The sequence below is a fragment of the Acidovorax sp. JHL-3 genome (assembly GCF_000526295.1).
GTDB classification, from domain to species: Bacteria; Pseudomonadota; Gammaproteobacteria; order Burkholderiales; family Burkholderiaceae_C; genus Acidovorax; species Acidovorax defluvii.
This window is the reverse complement of record NZ_JAFU01000004.1, coordinates 15,837-31,479: the sequence shown is the minus strand read 5'-3', so window position 1 is coordinate 31,479 and position 15,643 is coordinate 15,837. Positions and strand designations below refer to the sequence as shown.

Annotated in this window: 11 protein-coding genes and 4 tRNA genes; 9 read left to right on the top strand and 6 right to left on the bottom strand. The window is 61.0% G+C overall.

The window, feature by feature from the left end; translation table 11 throughout:
- The 9 genes from K226_RS0115500 to K226_RS0115460 all read left to right on the top strand — a co-directional run bounded on the left by K226_RS0115500 (position 1) and on the right by K226_RS0115460 (position 9,960).
- A complete protein-coding gene (locus K226_RS0115500; RefSeq protein WP_024815652.1) occupies positions 1-3,174 on the top strand; it encodes an efflux RND transporter permease subunit in 3,174 nt (1,057 codons plus the stop codon).
- Between the two features lie 101 nt (positions 3,175-3,275).
- Positions 3,276-3,362 (top strand) — tRNA-Leu (locus tag K226_RS0115495).
- 75 nt (positions 3,363-3,437) lie between these two features.
- Complete coding sequence (tig, locus tag K226_RS0115490) at positions 3,438-4,748, top strand: trigger factor (RefSeq protein WP_024815651.1); 1,311 nt, start codon at positions 3,438-3,440, stop codon at positions 4,746-4,748.
- Between the two features lie 123 nt (positions 4,749-4,871).
- Positions 4,872-5,480: an ATP-dependent Clp endopeptidase proteolytic subunit ClpP gene (clpP, locus tag K226_RS0115485; protein WP_024815650.1), complete on the top strand. Its 609-nt coding sequence runs from the start codon at positions 4,872-4,874 to the stop codon at positions 5,478-5,480.
- 99 nt (positions 5,481-5,579) lie between these two features.
- Positions 5,580-6,845, top strand: coding sequence for an ATP-dependent Clp protease ATP-binding subunit ClpX (gene clpX, locus K226_RS0115480; protein ID WP_024815649.1), 1,266 nt, complete (start codon positions 5,580-5,582; stop codon positions 6,843-6,845).
- A 128-nt stretch (positions 6,846-6,973) separates the two neighbouring features.
- A complete protein-coding gene (gene lon / locus K226_RS0115475) occupies positions 6,974-9,406 on the top strand; it encodes an endopeptidase La (protein WP_024815648.1) in 2,433 nt (810 codons plus the stop codon).
- An 85-nt stretch (positions 9,407-9,491) separates the two neighbouring features.
- A tRNA-Gly gene (locus K226_RS0115470) sits at positions 9,492-9,567 on the top strand.
- 58 nt (positions 9,568-9,625) lie between these two features.
- Positions 9,626-9,699 (top strand) — tRNA-Cys (locus K226_RS0115465).
- A gap of 185 nt (positions 9,700-9,884) precedes the next feature.
- Positions 9,885-9,960: transfer RNA gene (locus K226_RS0115460), tRNA-Gly, on the top strand.
- Positions 9,961-10,701: 741 nt separating this feature from the next.
- Here the strand turns inward: K226_RS0115460 and K226_RS0115455 are convergent.
- From K226_RS0115455 to K226_RS0115430, 6 genes are read right to left on the bottom strand one after another with little or no spacing between them, the layout of a single operon-like run.
- The gene (locus tag K226_RS0115455) at positions 10,702-10,989 is read right to left on the bottom strand and encodes a DUF2274 domain-containing protein (protein ID WP_024815647.1); all 288 of its coding nucleotides are present in this window, start codon (positions 10,987-10,989) and stop codon (positions 10,702-10,704) included.
- Positions 10,986-12,245 (bottom strand): TrbI/VirB10 family protein, encoded by a 1,260-nt coding sequence (locus K226_RS0115450; protein ID WP_024815646.1) that lies wholly within the window; start codon positions 12,243-12,245, stop codon positions 10,986-10,988. Before K226_RS0115450 ends, K226_RS0115455 begins: the two co-directional genes overlap by 4 nt.
- A gap of 2 nt (positions 12,246-12,247) precedes the next feature.
- Positions 12,248-13,249, bottom strand: coding sequence for a P-type conjugative transfer protein TrbG (gene trbG / locus K226_RS0115445; RefSeq protein ID WP_024815645.1), 1,002 nt, complete (start codon positions 13,247-13,249; stop codon positions 12,248-12,250).
- Positions 13,246-13,950 (bottom strand): conjugal transfer protein TrbF, encoded by a 705-nt coding sequence (trbF, locus tag K226_RS0115440; RefSeq protein ID WP_024815644.1) that lies wholly within the window; start codon positions 13,948-13,950, stop codon positions 13,246-13,248. Before trbF ends, trbG begins: the two co-directional genes overlap by 4 nt.
- A gap of 14 nt (positions 13,951-13,964) precedes the next feature.
- Positions 13,965-15,332: a P-type conjugative transfer protein TrbL gene (gene trbL, locus K226_RS0115435; RefSeq protein ID WP_024815643.1), complete on the bottom strand. Its 1,368-nt coding sequence runs from the start codon at positions 15,330-15,332 to the stop codon at positions 13,965-13,967.
- Entirely contained in the window at positions 15,329-15,643 is a 315-nt protein-coding gene (locus K226_RS0115430) for a hypothetical protein (RefSeq protein WP_005793699.1), read from the bottom strand. Before K226_RS0115430 ends, trbL begins: the two co-directional genes overlap by 4 nt.

Below are 15,643 nucleotides of genomic sequence, written 5' to 3'. Positions count from 1 at the left end.
ATGACCCAACGACAACCCAAAGAGGGGTTCAACCTCTCCAAGTGGGCACTCGACCACCCCGCGCTCACCCGCTACCTCATGGTGGTGTTGATGCTGCTGGGCTTTGCGGCCTATTTTCAGCTGGGGCAGGACGAAGACCCGCCCTTTACCTTTCGGGCCATGGTGGTGCGCACCTACTGGCCGGGCGCCACGGCGCAGCAGGTGGCCGAGCAGGTGACCGACAAGATCGAGCGCACGCTGCAAGAGGTGCCTTACACCGACAAGATCCGCAGCTATTCCAAGCCCGGCGAGTCGCAGATCATTTTTCAGATCAAGGATTCGTCCAAGGCCAGCGAGGTAGCCAACGTCTGGTACAGCGTGCGCAAGAAGGTGGGCGACATGCGCTACACGCTGCCCGGGGGCATCCAGGGGCCGTTCTTCAATGACGACTTTGGCGACGTGTATGGCGTGATCTATGCGCTGGAGTCTGAGGGCTTCAGCTACGCTGAACTCAAACAGTTTGCTGACGATGCGCGCCAGCAATTGCTGCGCGTGCCCGATGTGGCCAAGGTCGAGCTGTTTGGCGCGCAGGACGAAAAGCTGTTCATTGAAGTCTCGCAAAAACGCCTGGCGCAGCTGGGTTTGGACATGAACCAGGTGCTGGCGCAACTGGGGCAACAAAATGCGGTCGAGGGCGCTGGCGCCTTTGAGACGCCGCACGACCAGGTGCTGGTGCGTGTGGGCGGGCAGTTCACCGCCATTGAAGACCTGCGCGCCATGCCGATTCGGGGGCCATCAGGTGCGCAGCTGCGTTTGTCGGACATTGCCGATGTGAAGCGCGGTTATGTGGACCCCGCCACGGTGAAGGTGCGCCACCAGGGGCGCGAGGTGATTGCGCTGGGCGTCTCCATGGCCAAGGGGGGCGACATCATTGCGCTGGGCAAGGCCTTGCATGTAGGGGCGGAACGCATCAATGGCACGCTGCCGGCAGGGGTGAAACTGGTGAATGTGCAGGACCAGCCCAAGTCCGTGGCAACCTCGGTGAACGAGTTTGTGAAGGTGCTGATCGAGGCGGTGGTGATTGTGCTGGCGGTGAGTTTCATCAGCCTGGGGCTGCACAAGCGCCCGGGCAATCACCCGCTGTGGAAGCGCTGGTACATCGACCCGCGCCCGGGGCTGGTGGTGGGCATCACCATTCCGATGGTGCTGGCCGTGACCTTTTTGGCCATGTGGTACTGGAATATCGGCCTGCACAAGATCTCGCTGGGTTCGCTGATCATTGCGCTGGGGTTGCTGGTGGACGACGCCATCATCGCGGTCGAGATGATGGTGCTCAAGCTCGAAGAGGGCTATGACAAGGTGCGTGCTGCCACCTTTGCCTATGAGCTCACGGCCATGCCCATGCTGACCGGCACGCTCATCACCGCCGCCGGTTTTCTGCCCATCGGGATCGCCAAGTCGGTGACCGGCGAATACACCTTTGCCATCTTTGCCGTGACGGTGATTGCGCTGGTGCTGAGCTGGATCGTGTCGGTGTACTTTGTGCCGTATCTGGGCACGCTGCTGCTGAAGGTGCCGCCGCATGTACTGGCGGCGCAAGCCAGCCAAGGCATCACGGACGATCCGCACGAAGTGTTTGACAGCCCTTTTTACACGGCCTTTCGCCGGCTGGTGCACTGGTGTGTGGAGCACCGCTGGCTGACCATCGGCGCCACGGTGCTCACTTTTGCGCTGGGCATTGTGGGCATGGGCAAGGTGCAGCAGCAGTTCTTTCCGGATTCAAGCCGCCCCGAAATCATGGTGGACATCTGGTTTCCCGAGGGCACCTCGTTCGTTGGCAACGAAGAGGTCACCAAGCGGGTGGAGCAGCGTCTGCTTTCCGAGCCTGGCGTGAGTACGGTCAGCACCTGGGTGGGCTCGGGGGTTCCGCGGTTTTATCTCCCGCTCGACCAGGTGTTTCCGCAGACCAATGTGTCGCAGTTCATCGTGGTGCCGCAAGACCTGAAAATCCGCGAATCGCTGCGCAACAAGTTGCCGGCACTGCTGGCGCAGGAGTTTCCGGAAGTGCGTGGCCGTATCAAGCTGCTGCCCAACGGGCCACCGGTGCCGTATCCCGTGCAGTTTCGCGTGGTGGGGCCGGACCCGCTGGTGCTGCGCGAGCGCGCCGACGAGGTCAAGGCCGTTCTGCGCCAGAGCCCCGACATGCGTGGCGTGAACGACAACTGGAACGAATCGGTGAAGGTGCTGCGCCTGGAAGTGGACCAGGCCAAGGCACGCGCGCTGGGGGTTACCAGCCAGTCGATTGCGCAGGCGTCCAAGACCATTTTGTCGGGCACGCAGGTCGGCCAGTTCCGCGAGGGCGACAAGCTCATCGACATCGTGTTGCGCCAGCCGCTCGATGAGCGCAATGCCATCACCGACATTGCCAACGCCTATCTGCCCACGGCCTCGGGCAAGTCGATCCCGCTCACGCAGATCGCCAAGCCGGTGTTCACCTGGGAGCCCGGTGTGATGTGGCGCGAAAACCGCGACTACGCCATCACCGTGCAGGGCGACGTGACCGAAGGTCTGCAAGGCGCCACGGTGACGGCGGCGCTGCTTCCGGCACTCAAGGCGATCGAGGCCCAATGGCGCTCTGCGGGGCAGGGGGGGTATCGCATTGAAGTGGCGGGGGCCGTGGAAGAAAGCTCCAAGGGCTCGGCGTCGATTGCAGCGGGCATTCCGATCATGCTGTTCATCACCTTCACGCTGCTCATGCTGCAACTGCACAGCTTCAGTCGCGCGATGCTGGTGTTTCTGACCGGGCCGCTGGGCCTGGCGGGTGTAGCGGGGGCCTTGCTGTTGCTGGGCCGGCCGTTTGGCTTTGTCGCGTTGCTGGGCGTGATCGCGCTCATGGGGATGATCCAGCGCAATTCAGTCATCCTGATTGATCAGATCGAGCAGGACCGCGCCCGGGGCGTGCCCGCGTGGGATGCCATTGTGGAGTCGGCGGTGCGGCGGCTGCGGCCCATCGTGCTCACGGCAGCGGCGGCGGTGCTGGCCATGATTCCGCTGTCGCGCAGCGTGTTCTGGGGGCCCATGGCCGTTGCCATCATGGGCGGACTCGTGGTGGCCACGGTGCTGACATTGCTGGCCCTGCCGGCCATGTATGCCGCCTGGTTTCGTGTGCGCCGCCCGGTTCCCGAGGTGGCATGAACGCATGTATTCAAACTGCTTCCCACATCAGGGTAAAATAGAAGGTTGACCGATTTCACACAGGCGGCAGCTCAGTTTGCCGCCTGTTTGTTTGTAGAACCGCGCGGGTGGCGAAATTGGTAGACGCACCAGGTTTAGGTCCTGACGCCAGCAATGGTGTGGGGGTTCGAGTCCCCCCCCGCGCACCACCCCTGTGAGACTTTGCGGAACACGGCGCCGCTGCGCTGCAGCCAGCACGATCCACATCCATACGAGGAATAGCGATGTCCGTTACTGTTGAAACCCTTGAAAAGCTCGAGCGCAAGATCACGCTGAGCCTGCCCCTGACCACCATCCAGACCGAAGTTGACTCGCGTCTGAAGCGCATGGCCCGCACCGTGAAGATGGACGGTTTCCGTCCTGGCAAGGTGCCCATGAATGTTGTCACCCAGCGTTATGGCTACTCTGTGCAGTACGAAGTGCTGAACGACAAGGTGGGTGAGGCCTTTGCCGTGGCCGCCAACGAAGCCAAGCTGCGCGTGGCGGGTCAGCCACGCATCACCGAGAAGGAAGGCGCCCCAGAAGGCCAGGTCACCTTTGACGCCATCTTTGAAGTGTTCCCTGAAGTCAAGATCGCTGATCTGGCGGGCGTGGAAGTGGAAAAGCTCTCGGCCGAAGTGACCGATGCTGCCATCGACAAAACCATTGATATTCTGCGCAAGCAGCGTCGCAGCTTTGCCCAGCGCGCCCTGGACGCAGCCGCACAGGACGGTGATCGTGTGACGGTGGATTTCGAAGGCAAGATCGACGGCGAGCCTTTTGAAGGCGGCAAGGCTGAAGACTTCCAGTTCCTGGTTGGCGAAGGCCAGATGCTCAAGGAATTCGAAGACGCAGTGCGCGGCATGAAGTCGGGCGAAAGCAAGACGTTCCCCCTGGCTTTCCCAGCCGACTACCACGGCAAGGATGTTGCCGGCAAAACGGCCGACTTCTTGGTCACCGTCAAGAAGATCGAAGCCGCCCATCTGCCCGAAGTGAACGATGCCCTGGCCAAGTCACTGGGCATTGCTGACGGCTCGGTGGAAGGCCTGCGCGCCGACATCAAGAAGAACTTGGAGCGTGAAGTCAAGTTCCGCCTGCTGGCCCGCAACAAGGCAGCTGTGATGGACGCCCTGGTTGCCAAGGCTGAGCTCGACCTGCCCAACGCCAGCGTGCAGGCTGAAATCGCCCGCCTGCTCGAAGGTGCCCGTGCCGAACTCAAGCAGCGCGGCATCAAGGACGCCGACAAGGCCGAGATTCCGGAAGACGTGTTCCGTCCCCAGGCTGAGCGCCGCGTGCGCCTGGGCCTGGTGGTGGCGGAACTGGTTCGCGCCAATGAGCTGTTCGCCAAGCCCGAGCAACTCAAGGCCCACATCGACGAGCTGGCTGCCAGCTATGAGAAGCCTGAAGACGTGGTGCGCTGGTACTTCGGTGACCGCCAGCGTCTGGCCGAAGTCGAAGCCGTTGTCATCGAAAACAACGTGACCGATTTCGTGCTGGGCCAGGCCAAGGTGATCGACAAGGCCGTCTCGTTTGACGAACTGATGGCCCAAGGCTGAGACCGGGCGGCCGAGTCCATCCCTTGCGGATGATCTCGCGCCAGCCAGCCATCAGGGGCTTGTGCTTTGGTGCACAAGCCCCAATTCATTTCTGGGTACAGTAGCTGCCTGACTGGAGAAATAATGAGCGCATTGGAAACACAAGGCCTGGGCATGGTCCCCATGGTCATCGAGCAGTCGGGCCGCGGCGAGCGGTCCTATGACATCTATTCGCGCCTTCTGAAGGAGCGCGTGATTTTCCTGGTGGGCGAGGTCAACGACCAGACGGCCAATCTGGTGGTGGCCCAGTTGCTGTTTCTGGAAAGTGAAAACCCAGACAAGGATATTTCGTTCTACATCAACTCTCCGGGCGGAAGCGTCACGGCGGGCATGTCGATTTACGACACCATGCAGTTCATCAAGCCGGATGTATCCACCCTTTGCGTGGGTTTCGCGGCCAGCATGGGCGCTTTCTTGCTGGCGGCTGGCGCCAAGGGCAAGCGGTTTTCGTTGCCCAACTCCAAGGTCATGATTCACCAGGTGCTGGGCGGCGCGCGCGGCCAGGCTACCGATATCGAGATCCATGCGCGCGACATCCTGCGCACCAAGGACCAGATGAACCGCATCCTGGCCGAGCGCACAGGACAGCCTCTGGAAAAGGTCAAATCAGACACCGAGCGCGACTACTTCCTCACAGCCGACGAAGCCAAGGACTACGGCATCATCGATCAGGTGATTCACAAGCGTTCCTGAGTCGGCCCGTGGTGGCCACGCGGCGTTTTCCCGCTGGGAAGACGCCGCTTTTTATTTGGGTATCATCCCGACAACTTTCCGTAACAAGGCATTGCCCCCATGGCCGAGAAAAAAGGCTCTTCCAGCGAAAAAACCCTTTACTGCTCTTTTTGCGGCAAAAGCCAGCATGAAGTGAAGAAGCTGATCGCCGGTCCGTCGGTCTTTATCTGCGACGAGTGCATTGACCTGTGCAACGAGATCATTCGCGATGAGCTTCCAGTCGGTGACCTGGCGCGTGAAGGGCGCAGCGACCTGCCCACCCCGGTAGAAATCAAGACCAACCTGGACAACTATGTCATTGGTCAGGAGCAGGCCAAGCGCACGCTGGCGGTGGCCGTCTATAACCACTACAAGCGCCTGCGTCACAAGGACAAGGCCCACAAGGACGACGTGGAGCTGTCCAAGAGCAATATTCTGCTCATCGGCCCCACGGGTTCGGGAAAGACGCTGCTGGCGCAAACTTTGGCGCGAATGCTGGATGTGCCCTTCGTCATGGCCGATGCCACCACGCTGACCGAGGCGGGCTATGTGGGCGAGGACGTTGAGAACATCGTTCAGAAGCTGCTGCAAAGCTGCAACTATGAGGTGGAGCGCGCCCAGCGCGGCATTGTCTACATCGACGAGATCGACAAGATTTCCCGCAAGTCGGACAACCCCAGCATCACGCGCGACGTGTCGGGCGAGGGCGTGCAGCAGGCGTTGCTCAAGCTCATCGAAGGCACCATGGCCAGCGTGCCGCCCCAGGGCGGGCGCAAACACCCCAACCAGGATTTCCTGCAGATCGACACGACCAACATCCTGTTCATTTGCGGTGGCGCGTTCGCAGGTCTTGAAAAGGTCATCGAAAACCGCACCGAGGCTTCGGGTATCGGGTTCGGCGCATCGGTCAAGAGCAAGAAGCAGCGCTCGCTGTCCGAGGTGTTTACCGAGATCGAACCAGAAGATCTGATCAAGTTTGGCTTGATTCCCGAGCTGGTGGGCCGCATGCCCGTGGTGACGGCACTGGCCGAGCTGAGCGAAGACGCGCTGGTGCAGATTCTGACCGAGCCCAAGAATGCGCTGGTCAAGCAGTACAGCAAGCTGTTGGCCATGGAAGGCGTGGATCTGGAGATCCGCCCCGCTGCGCTGAAGGCTATTGCCCGCAAGGCGTTGGCGCGCAAGACGGGTGCCCGCGGTCTGCGCTCGATTCTGGAGCAATCCCTGATCGGAACCATGTTCGACCTGCCCAATACCAGCAATGTCGAAAAGGTGGTGGTGGACGAGTCCACGATTGAGGAAAACAAGCCACCTCTGCTCGTTTACCGCGAGGCGGCCAAGAAAGCCTGAAGCGACCGGAGCGGGCGCACTTTCGCGGCCCCCTGAAACCCATCAACCCTTGCTGCAGTGCGGCTGTGCGCAAGGGTTGAAAATCCCCACATGTGGACCATATTCCACAGAGTACTTTGAGGATTTCCATGTCCGGACATACCCCCCTGCCAGCCACCCCCATTGATCTGCCGCTGTTGCCTCTGCGCGATGTGGTGGTGTTCCCCCACATGGTCATTCCGCTTTTTGTGGGACGACCCAAGAGCATCAAGGCGCTTGAGTTGGCGATGGAGTCCGACCGGCGCATCATGCTCGTGGCGCAAAAGGCGGCCGCGAAGGATGAGCCTTCCGTCGAGGATATGTTCGACGTGGGCTGTGTCTCCACCATCCTGCAGATGCTCAAGTTGCCCGACGGCACTGTCAAGGTGCTTGTTGAAGGTCAGCAGCGCGCTCTGGTGACATCCATTGCCGATGCGGAAACGCATTTCACGGCGACCGTGACCCCTGTCGAGCAAGACCAGGAAAAGCACAAATCGAGTGAAATCGAGGCGCTTCGCCGTGCGGTGATGCAGCAGTTTGACCAGTACGTCAAGCTCAACAAGAAGATCCCGCCCGAGATCCTCACGTCCATCTCCAGCATCGACGACCCCGGCAGGTTGGCTGACACCATTGCGGCCCACCTGCCTCTCAAGCTGGAGAACAAGCAGGTGGTTCTGGATCTCTCTGACGTCAAGGCGCGCCTCGAGAATCTGTTCGAGCAGCTTGACCGGGAAGTCGACATCTTGAATGTCGACAAGAAGATTCGCGGCCGCGTGAAGCGGCAGATGGAAAAGAATCAGCGCGACTTCTATCTCAACGAGCAGGTCAAGGCCATCCAGAAAGAACTCGGCGAGGGGGAAGACGGCGCCGATATTGAAGAGATCGACAAGAAGATCAAACTCGCCAAGATGCCGGCAGAGGCCCGCAAGAAGGCCGAGGCCGAGTTCAAAAAGCTCAAGCTGATGTCGCCCATGTCGGCAGAAGCCACCGTGGTGCGCAGCTATATCGATGTGCTCACGGGCTTGCCCTGGAGCAAGAAGAGCAAGATCAAGCACGATTTGGGCAATGCCGAAACGGTGCTCAATGAAGACCATTTCGGCCTCGACAAGGTCAAGGACCGCATCCTTGAATATCTTGCAGTGCAGCAGCGCGTGGACAAGGTCAAGGCGCCCATCCTGTGCCTGGTGGGGCCACCCGGCGTGGGCAAGACCTCGCTGGGGCAGTCGATTGCCAAAGCGACCGGGCGCAAGTATGTGCGCATGGCGCTTGGCGGGATGCGCGACGAAGCGGAAATCCGTGGGCATCGCCGCACGTACATCGGCGCCATGCCAGGCAAGGTGCTGCAGAGCCTGGGCAAGGTAGGAGTGCGCAACCCCCTGTTCCTGCTGGACGAAATCGACAAGCTGGGCACCGATTTTCGGGGCGACCCGTCGAGTGCGCTGCTGGAGGTGCTGGACCCGGAGCAAAACCACACCTTTGGCGACCACTATGTCGAGGTGGACTTCGATCTGAGCGACGTCATGTTCGTGGCGACATCGAACTCGATGAACATTCCACCAGCCTTGCTTGATCGCATGGAGGTGATTCGCCTGTCGGGTTACACCGAAGACGAGAAGACCAGCATCGCCATGAAATACCTGCTACCCAAGCAGCTCAAGAACAATGGCGTGAAGGACGAGGAACTTCTCATCACCGAAGGTGCTGTGCGCGATATGGTGCGCTACTACACCCGCGAGGCCGGTGTGCGCTCGCTGGAGCGCGAGCTCTCCAAGATCTGCCGCAAGGTGGTGAAGGGGTTGCAGCTCAAAAAGCTGCAGCCGCAGGTCGTCGTGAATGAAGATAACCTGCCCGACTTTTTGGGGGTGCGCAAATACACCTACGGCCGCGCGGAGTCTCAGAACCAGGTCGGCCAGGTGGTTGGGCTTGCGTGGACGGAAGTTGGCGGCGATTTGCTCACCATTGAGGCGGCTGCCATGCCGGGCAAGGGTGTCATCACCCGCACGGGTTCGCTGGGCGACGTGATGAAAGAGTCGGTTGAAGCCGCCCGTACGGTGGTGCGCAGCCGGGCACGCATGTTGGGCATCAAGGACGAGGCTTTTGAAAAGCGCGATATTCATATTCACGTACCCGACGGCGCCACCCCCAAGGATGGCCCCAGCGCGGGTGCCGCCATGACTACTGCATTTGTGTCCGCCCTCACGGGGATTCCAGTGCGGGGTGATGTGGCGATGACAGGGGAAATCACCCTGCGCGGCGAGGTCACTGCGATTGGTGGCCTCAAGGAAAAACTGCTGGCGGCGTTGCGCGGCGGAATCAAGACGGTGCTGATCCCTGAAGAGAACATGAAAGACCTGCAGGAGATTCCCGACAACGTGAAGAGCGGTCTGGAGATCGTGCCGGTCAAATGGATCGACAAGGTGCTGGAAGTTGCTTTGGAGCGCAAACCGGTTCCTTTGAGTGATGAAGAGGCGGCTGTCGTGGTGGCATCGGCGGCAGAAAAATCGGTTGTGGGTGCGGCCAACGCCGATCCGTTGAAGCATTGATGAAAAAATGCTGGCAGCCCTTGAAAATTGCGCTACAATACACTCCATCGCAGCAAACGTTGTATAATGTGAAGCTTCGGTAAATGCGGGAATAGCTCAGTTGGTAGAGCGCAACCTTGCCAAGGTTGAGGTCGAGAGTTCGAGACTCTTTTCCCGCTCCAATTTCCAAAAAAAGGGAAGCGTTAGCTTCCCTTTTTTGTCGGAGGAAAGTGATTTTTTGGCGCGGTAGCAAAGCGGTTATGCCCCGGATTGCAAATCCGGTTAGTCCGGTTCGACTCCGGACCGCGCCTCCAGAACACCATTGGTTCAATCCGATGCAACAAGGTCCTTCGGGGCCTATTTGTTGGGTCGCTTCAGTGGACGGTCTGAGAAAATTTTTCAAAAAAATGTTCTCAGCTTCTGGAGAGCTAAAAAATAACGCTATAATTTGAGACTTGCTGATGCACGCTGAAGGTGACTACAGGGTGTAAAAGTAAATGCGGGAATAGCTCAGTTGGTAGAGCGCAACCTTGCCAAGGTTGAGGTCGAGAGTTCGAGACTCTTTTCCCGCTCCAGATATGCAAGGGAAGCTTCGGCTTCCCTTTTTTCTTGGTGATGGCGATAGTCCGGTTGATCGGGCGTTGCGTTCACCGGATAAGACAGGGGCATTGCGTGTCCGCGCGGCCCGGGTTACGCTGTGACGCAGGTGTGCGTTGGGCAGCCGGCGCCCCGATGGTGAAATTGGTAGACACTGCGGACTTAAAACCTCCTTTGTCAAGTTTTTTCCATCACGAGAGAATAGGCCGAAAAGCTAGCAATGGCGCGGGTTTCAAGCCTTCAGGCATTGCTTCCGAGTTGGTCCCTTGGACGGCTAGGAGCCAGCTAGGGGCCAAGCGAGCGGTACAGTTAGAGCAAGCTCGGCAGTAGCCGTGCGAAAATGGACTCGGTAACGAGGCAAGCCAGCCCGAGTGGTGAAATTGGTAGACACAAGGGACTTGAAAAATTTGAGCCCTCCGGAGGAAACTCCGAAGGTGAAGCCCGTCAAATTCGGTGAACGCCCTGGATGTGCAAACGTCCGAGCCAACGCCGAGCCAAGCCCTGAATCGAAAGGTTCGTGGGAAGGTGTAGAGAGCAGACGGCGGGCACCTACGGCCGCAAGGCTATGGTGAAGGCGTGCTCCAGACCACGAACAGCGCTCACGCTGGCGGCGAAAGTCGAAGTGGTAAGAAAATCCCTCGACCTCACGGTCATGCCGGTTCGATTCCGGCCCCGGGCACCAACTCAAAAACCGTTCCTGCGAAAGCGGGAACGGGTTTTTAGCTGGATGGTTGACCCGTATTCGATCCTCTTTGATTCACTCCAGAAGGCTTGCGTCCGATTAACTCGATTGCATTGGCTTTCCTGAACTCCCGATCCCCAGCCATGAATGCTTCGAGCATGTGCGGGATCAACGTCGCCACATCGACCGCTTTGCCATAGGTTTGCGCGTGCATCGCGGCGTAGCGGTCGAGGTCTGCTTTCAAGCTGGCCGGGCATGTGAAGGTCACCTTCGTGGACTCCAGTTTCGGGAGCGGCCCAAGCCGCAATTTTCTGTTCGTGCTCATCGGGCACCTCCTCGCTGATAGAACAAGGGCTGGTAGGGACGAAGCACCAAGTCGCGATTAACAATGATCCGCATTGGCCAGCCCGGCCGCGCCGTCAGCGTCGGCTGGATGTTCATGTTGCGCCGGGTCATATCCTGGCCCACCTGGTTCACGCTGTCCTGGAGGCCATCGCGCCCGGCAATAATGATGCGGTTGCCATCCTGCCGGTTCTCCGGCGCGGCCAGCTCAGCACCTACACCGAGCAGCGTGGTCAATGCCGTGCCGGCCAGGATGCGGCCCCAGTGCCGGTCAACCTCGTCCTCCATGCCGGCATAGCCCGCCGGATCAGTGCCGACAAGGTTGTCCAGCGTCAGCGAGGACGTATCCGGCAGGATGATTCGGTTCCACACCATCTGCACACGACTCTGGCCGTAGCTGACCTGGCTGTTGTATCGGCCCAGGATGCGCGAGCCCTGCGGGATTAGCAGGAATTTGCCGGTGGCCGTGTCATAGACCGGCGCCGTCACGGTGGCGATCACATCGCCCGGTAGATCGGACTTGATGCCCGTCACCAACGCCGCAGGAATCACCGTCCCGGCCATGACCTGGTATGGCGAGGCCGACATCTGGAAATTCCCTGAATTGCGCGTTTCCGTAGAACCGGCTTTCAGGAACGCCTCCTTCTGGTCTTGCCGGTTCTGTACGGCGGTCGGATCGGCAGGCTGGACTGCCATCGAGGCCGGGCCAGCCGCAAGCGGATCGAAGGCCGCCAAAGCGTTGACCCCGGGCGTTGCTTGCACGGCCGCACCAGCGGTCTGCCCTGGCTTGCCCGAGCGGAAGAACACCGACGAAGTTGCCGCCGCATCGGCTTCCTTGCGCAAGGCATCTTCGGGATCATGGCCCGGCGGCGCATAGGTAGGCGTCACCGGCTGCTGCGACTTTACGATAGCAGGGCCAAGATCACCCGGCAGCGGCGGCCCCAACTCGGGCACCTTAGCCGACAGCTTCGAGTAGTCGGCCGGCAACCCATCCAGCCCTTCAGACTTCGAGACGCGATCCACGTTGTACAACTCCATCTGCTCGCCCGCGCCGCGCCGGTGCGGCTGCAATGACCAGATCGTGGCCCCGAGTACGGCGACCGAAATGCCGCCGGTGAGGATGGCCAGCGTGCGCCGGTTCAGGCGCGTGACCGGGCGCGGCTGGGCGCGCAGCGCCACCGGCTCGGGCGCCACCTTGCCCGCTTGCGGTGCAATATCAGGAAAATCGTCCTGGTTCATGGTCAATTCCTCCGCGTGCCATCCGTGCGCTCGATCCGCACCACGTCGCCATTACCACTTCCTTTTCCGCCGCCCAAGCGCAGTTCTGCCGCGCCAAACAGGCGATCCACGATGTAGTACGGCGTGCGAAAGCGGTAGTTCACCAATTGCCCATCGCCCTGCGCGCCGATGACGAACAGCGGCGGCAGCTCGCCCTGGGCGATGCCGGGCGGGAATTGGATATAGACCTTCTCGCCATCATCGAAAGCCCGCAGCGGTTTCCACGGCGGATTGCTGCCGCTGACCGCATAACGAAAACGGATCTTTTCCAACGACAGTCCCGACTCCACCGGCGCGGCGGCACTGGCTGCTTGTGCCTGGCGCTGCAATGCCAGCATCCTGTCCTTCGGATACTCCCAGGACACCGAAGCCATCCACGTCTTGTCGGTCGAGGCCAGCTCCAGCAGGTAGGTGCGCCGGTTGGTGGTGATGACAAGATTCGTCTTGAGGCCCGAGCGGATCGGCTTGACCATCACATTCATGCGCAAGTCCGCGCCAGAACCGCTGGACGTGTCGCCCACGATCCAGCGCACCGTATCGCCTGCCGCAACCGTCACCAGTTCTTCGCCCGGTTGCAACGCAACGACTGTCACGCGGCCCACGGCCGCATAGACTTGGTACAGCGCACCGTCGGTGAAGGGCCACACTTGGATCGCGTTCACGTAACCCTCGCGCGTAGGCGCAATGCGCGCCTCGGCATTGGCACGCGAGACGCGCATTTTCTCGTCGGTGGGTTCTGGCAATGCCTTGGTATCTGCCGTGCCAGGCAAAGGCATCAGTTGCCCCGGCAAGGCCAACGGCTCGGGCACGCTGATCACCTCCACGGGCTTTGGTGCTTCCGGCAGCGGCTGTGCCTGCACCGGCTCATCGAGCAAGATGCTCGGCGGCGGCTTGCCCTGCGTGGCGCAGCCCGAGAAAGCTAACAAAATCACCGGCAAAGCGGATTTACTGAAAAGATCATTCATGGCTTGGCTCCTTCGTTCGCTTCCAGTTCTCGGCTCCACGACAGACCTTTGACGTAGATGCCCAGGGGGTTCTTGCGCAGGCGCTGCTCGCTGCGCGGGGCTTGCAGCACAGTGGAAATCACCGCGTTCCAGCGCTCGGTGCGATCCAGTGCACCGTTGGCAAAGCGCTGCTCCGTCCAACGCACGTTGAAAGACGTGTCGCTGGCGCGAGTTACGCTGCTGATCTGCACCGTCACCGACTCCTTGCCAATGCGCGCGAACGGGTCATTGTTGCGGGCGTACTCGTTGAGCACAGCCGCCCCCTTGTCGGTGGTGTAGTCGTAGGCATCCAGCCAGTTCTGGCGCACGACGATGGGGTCGATGGACAGCGAGCGCACCAGCCCGATGAAGCGGCCCAGGTGGTAGGCGATCTGCGCATCGTTGGGTCGATACGGAGTGGCGGCTTCGCCGACGGCCCGAACCTGGCCCGCGTTGTCCACCTCGATGACGTAAGGCGTCACGATGGACTGCGCCGAGCGCCAGACCAGGCCGCCCGTCATCAGCAACGCGAGCGCAAGACAGCCAAAGGCCATCAACCGCCAGTTCTTGGCCTGTACGCGGGCCGAGCCAATGCGCTCATCCCAGACCTGAGCAGCGGATTGGTAGGGAGTGGCAGGCTGCGGCGTATCGGCATAGCGCACCTGAGGTCGTTTGAATCGCATGGCAGGTTCTCCTTTCAATCGTCAGGACTACGCAGACTCGGGCCTTGACTAGAGCTACCGGCGTCGCCGCCACGTAGCGTGTGGGCGGCGGTCGTGGCGGCATGGGTGATCTGTTGCCTGCGATGCAGGCGTTTGGCCCAAGCGGGTTGTCCGGTGGATGTGGGCGACGCTGCGGCATCGCTTGTGCCCTGGGCAGCAGCACTGGCCCCGGATGCCGTCATGGCGTCATCGGGCCGCAAGGCAGAGGCCGCACGCTCCTTGAGCGAGCGCGCTACATCGGCAATCTTTTGCGCTGCTGCCTGCGCGCCGGTCTTGGCGACATTGCCCACGCCAGCGGAAGTGCCCTTGAGGCCGCCACCGGCCGAAGCGGAACCAGCTTGGTATGCGGACCTGGCACTGCTGGCGTTCGATGCCATCGAACGCGCACCGCTGGCTGCTGCTCTCGCAGCTGCCGGGGCCATGCGTGCCCCGGCGGCCACAGCACTACCAATGCCAGAAGCCGCGGCACCGACTGCGACAGCGGTTCCGGCCGCGCCGATGGCAGCACCGGCCATCGCGCCCGCGCCGAGTTGCGGTCCACCGGATACCAACCCGGTCGCGATGCCCGGCCCGAAGATGCCCAGGGCCAGCATGGACAGCGAGGCCAGCATGATGACCAGCGCCTGGTCGATGGAGGGCTCGGCTCCGGCCGGTATATTGAACTCGGCGAACAGTCCCGAGCCGATGCCCACGATGACGGCGAGCACTAGCACTTTGATGCCCGAGGACACCACATTGCCCAGCACTTTCTCGGCAAGGAACGCCGTCTTGTTCCAGAGCGCGAACGGCACCAGCACGAAGCCGGCTAGCGTCGTCAGCTTGAACTCGATTAGCGAGACGAAGAGCTGCACCGCCAACAAGAAGAAACTGACAATGACCACGATCCAGGCGAGGAACAGCACAACGATGGGCGCGATGTGGATGAACACCTCCGGGAATCCCGCAAGCTCCCTAATCTGGTCGAGGATCGGCGCCCCGGCGTCGATGCCGACCTTGGCCAACCGCCCCGGTTGCAGGAAGTTGCCCATGCTCAAGGTCGAGCCGCTGGCCGTCAGGCCCAGGCCGGCGAGGGAGCGAAACAGGATGCCCGCCAGAGTGTTGAAATTGCCGATGATGTAGGCGAAGGCTCCGACGTAGAGCACTTTACGGATCAGCTTTGCGATCACGTCCTCGCCCTGCCCGGTGGCATGGCCCATCGCCCAGAACAGTCCGGCAATTGTCATGTCGATGACGATCAGCGTGGCGGTCAGAAACGCCACTTCGCTTTGCAGCAGCCCAAAGCCCGAGTCGATGTAGCGCGAGAAGACGTCGAGAAAGCGGTCGATGACGGAAACGTCGTTCATGGCGAGTCGTCCTGTTCAGAGAAGGCTACCGCCTCGGAGCAGTCGGCGGGCTCATCGAAGCTCGGTGGAATCAGCGGTAGATCGGCCGGCGTCTGGTTCTCGCTGGGCCCGGACTGCCCGGAGAGAAAGCGCCGCAGGTCGGCTTGGATCACTTGCGCGCAGAACGGGGCGTCATGCTGACCTGCGCGGCACTGCGTACGCAGTGCGTACAACCGTGACGGATCTGTGGCCAGCGAACGTACGGAGAGCGCCGGTCGATCGCAACCGGCCAGCAGGGGAGCGAAAGCGAACAGGACAGGCACGCGTTGCAT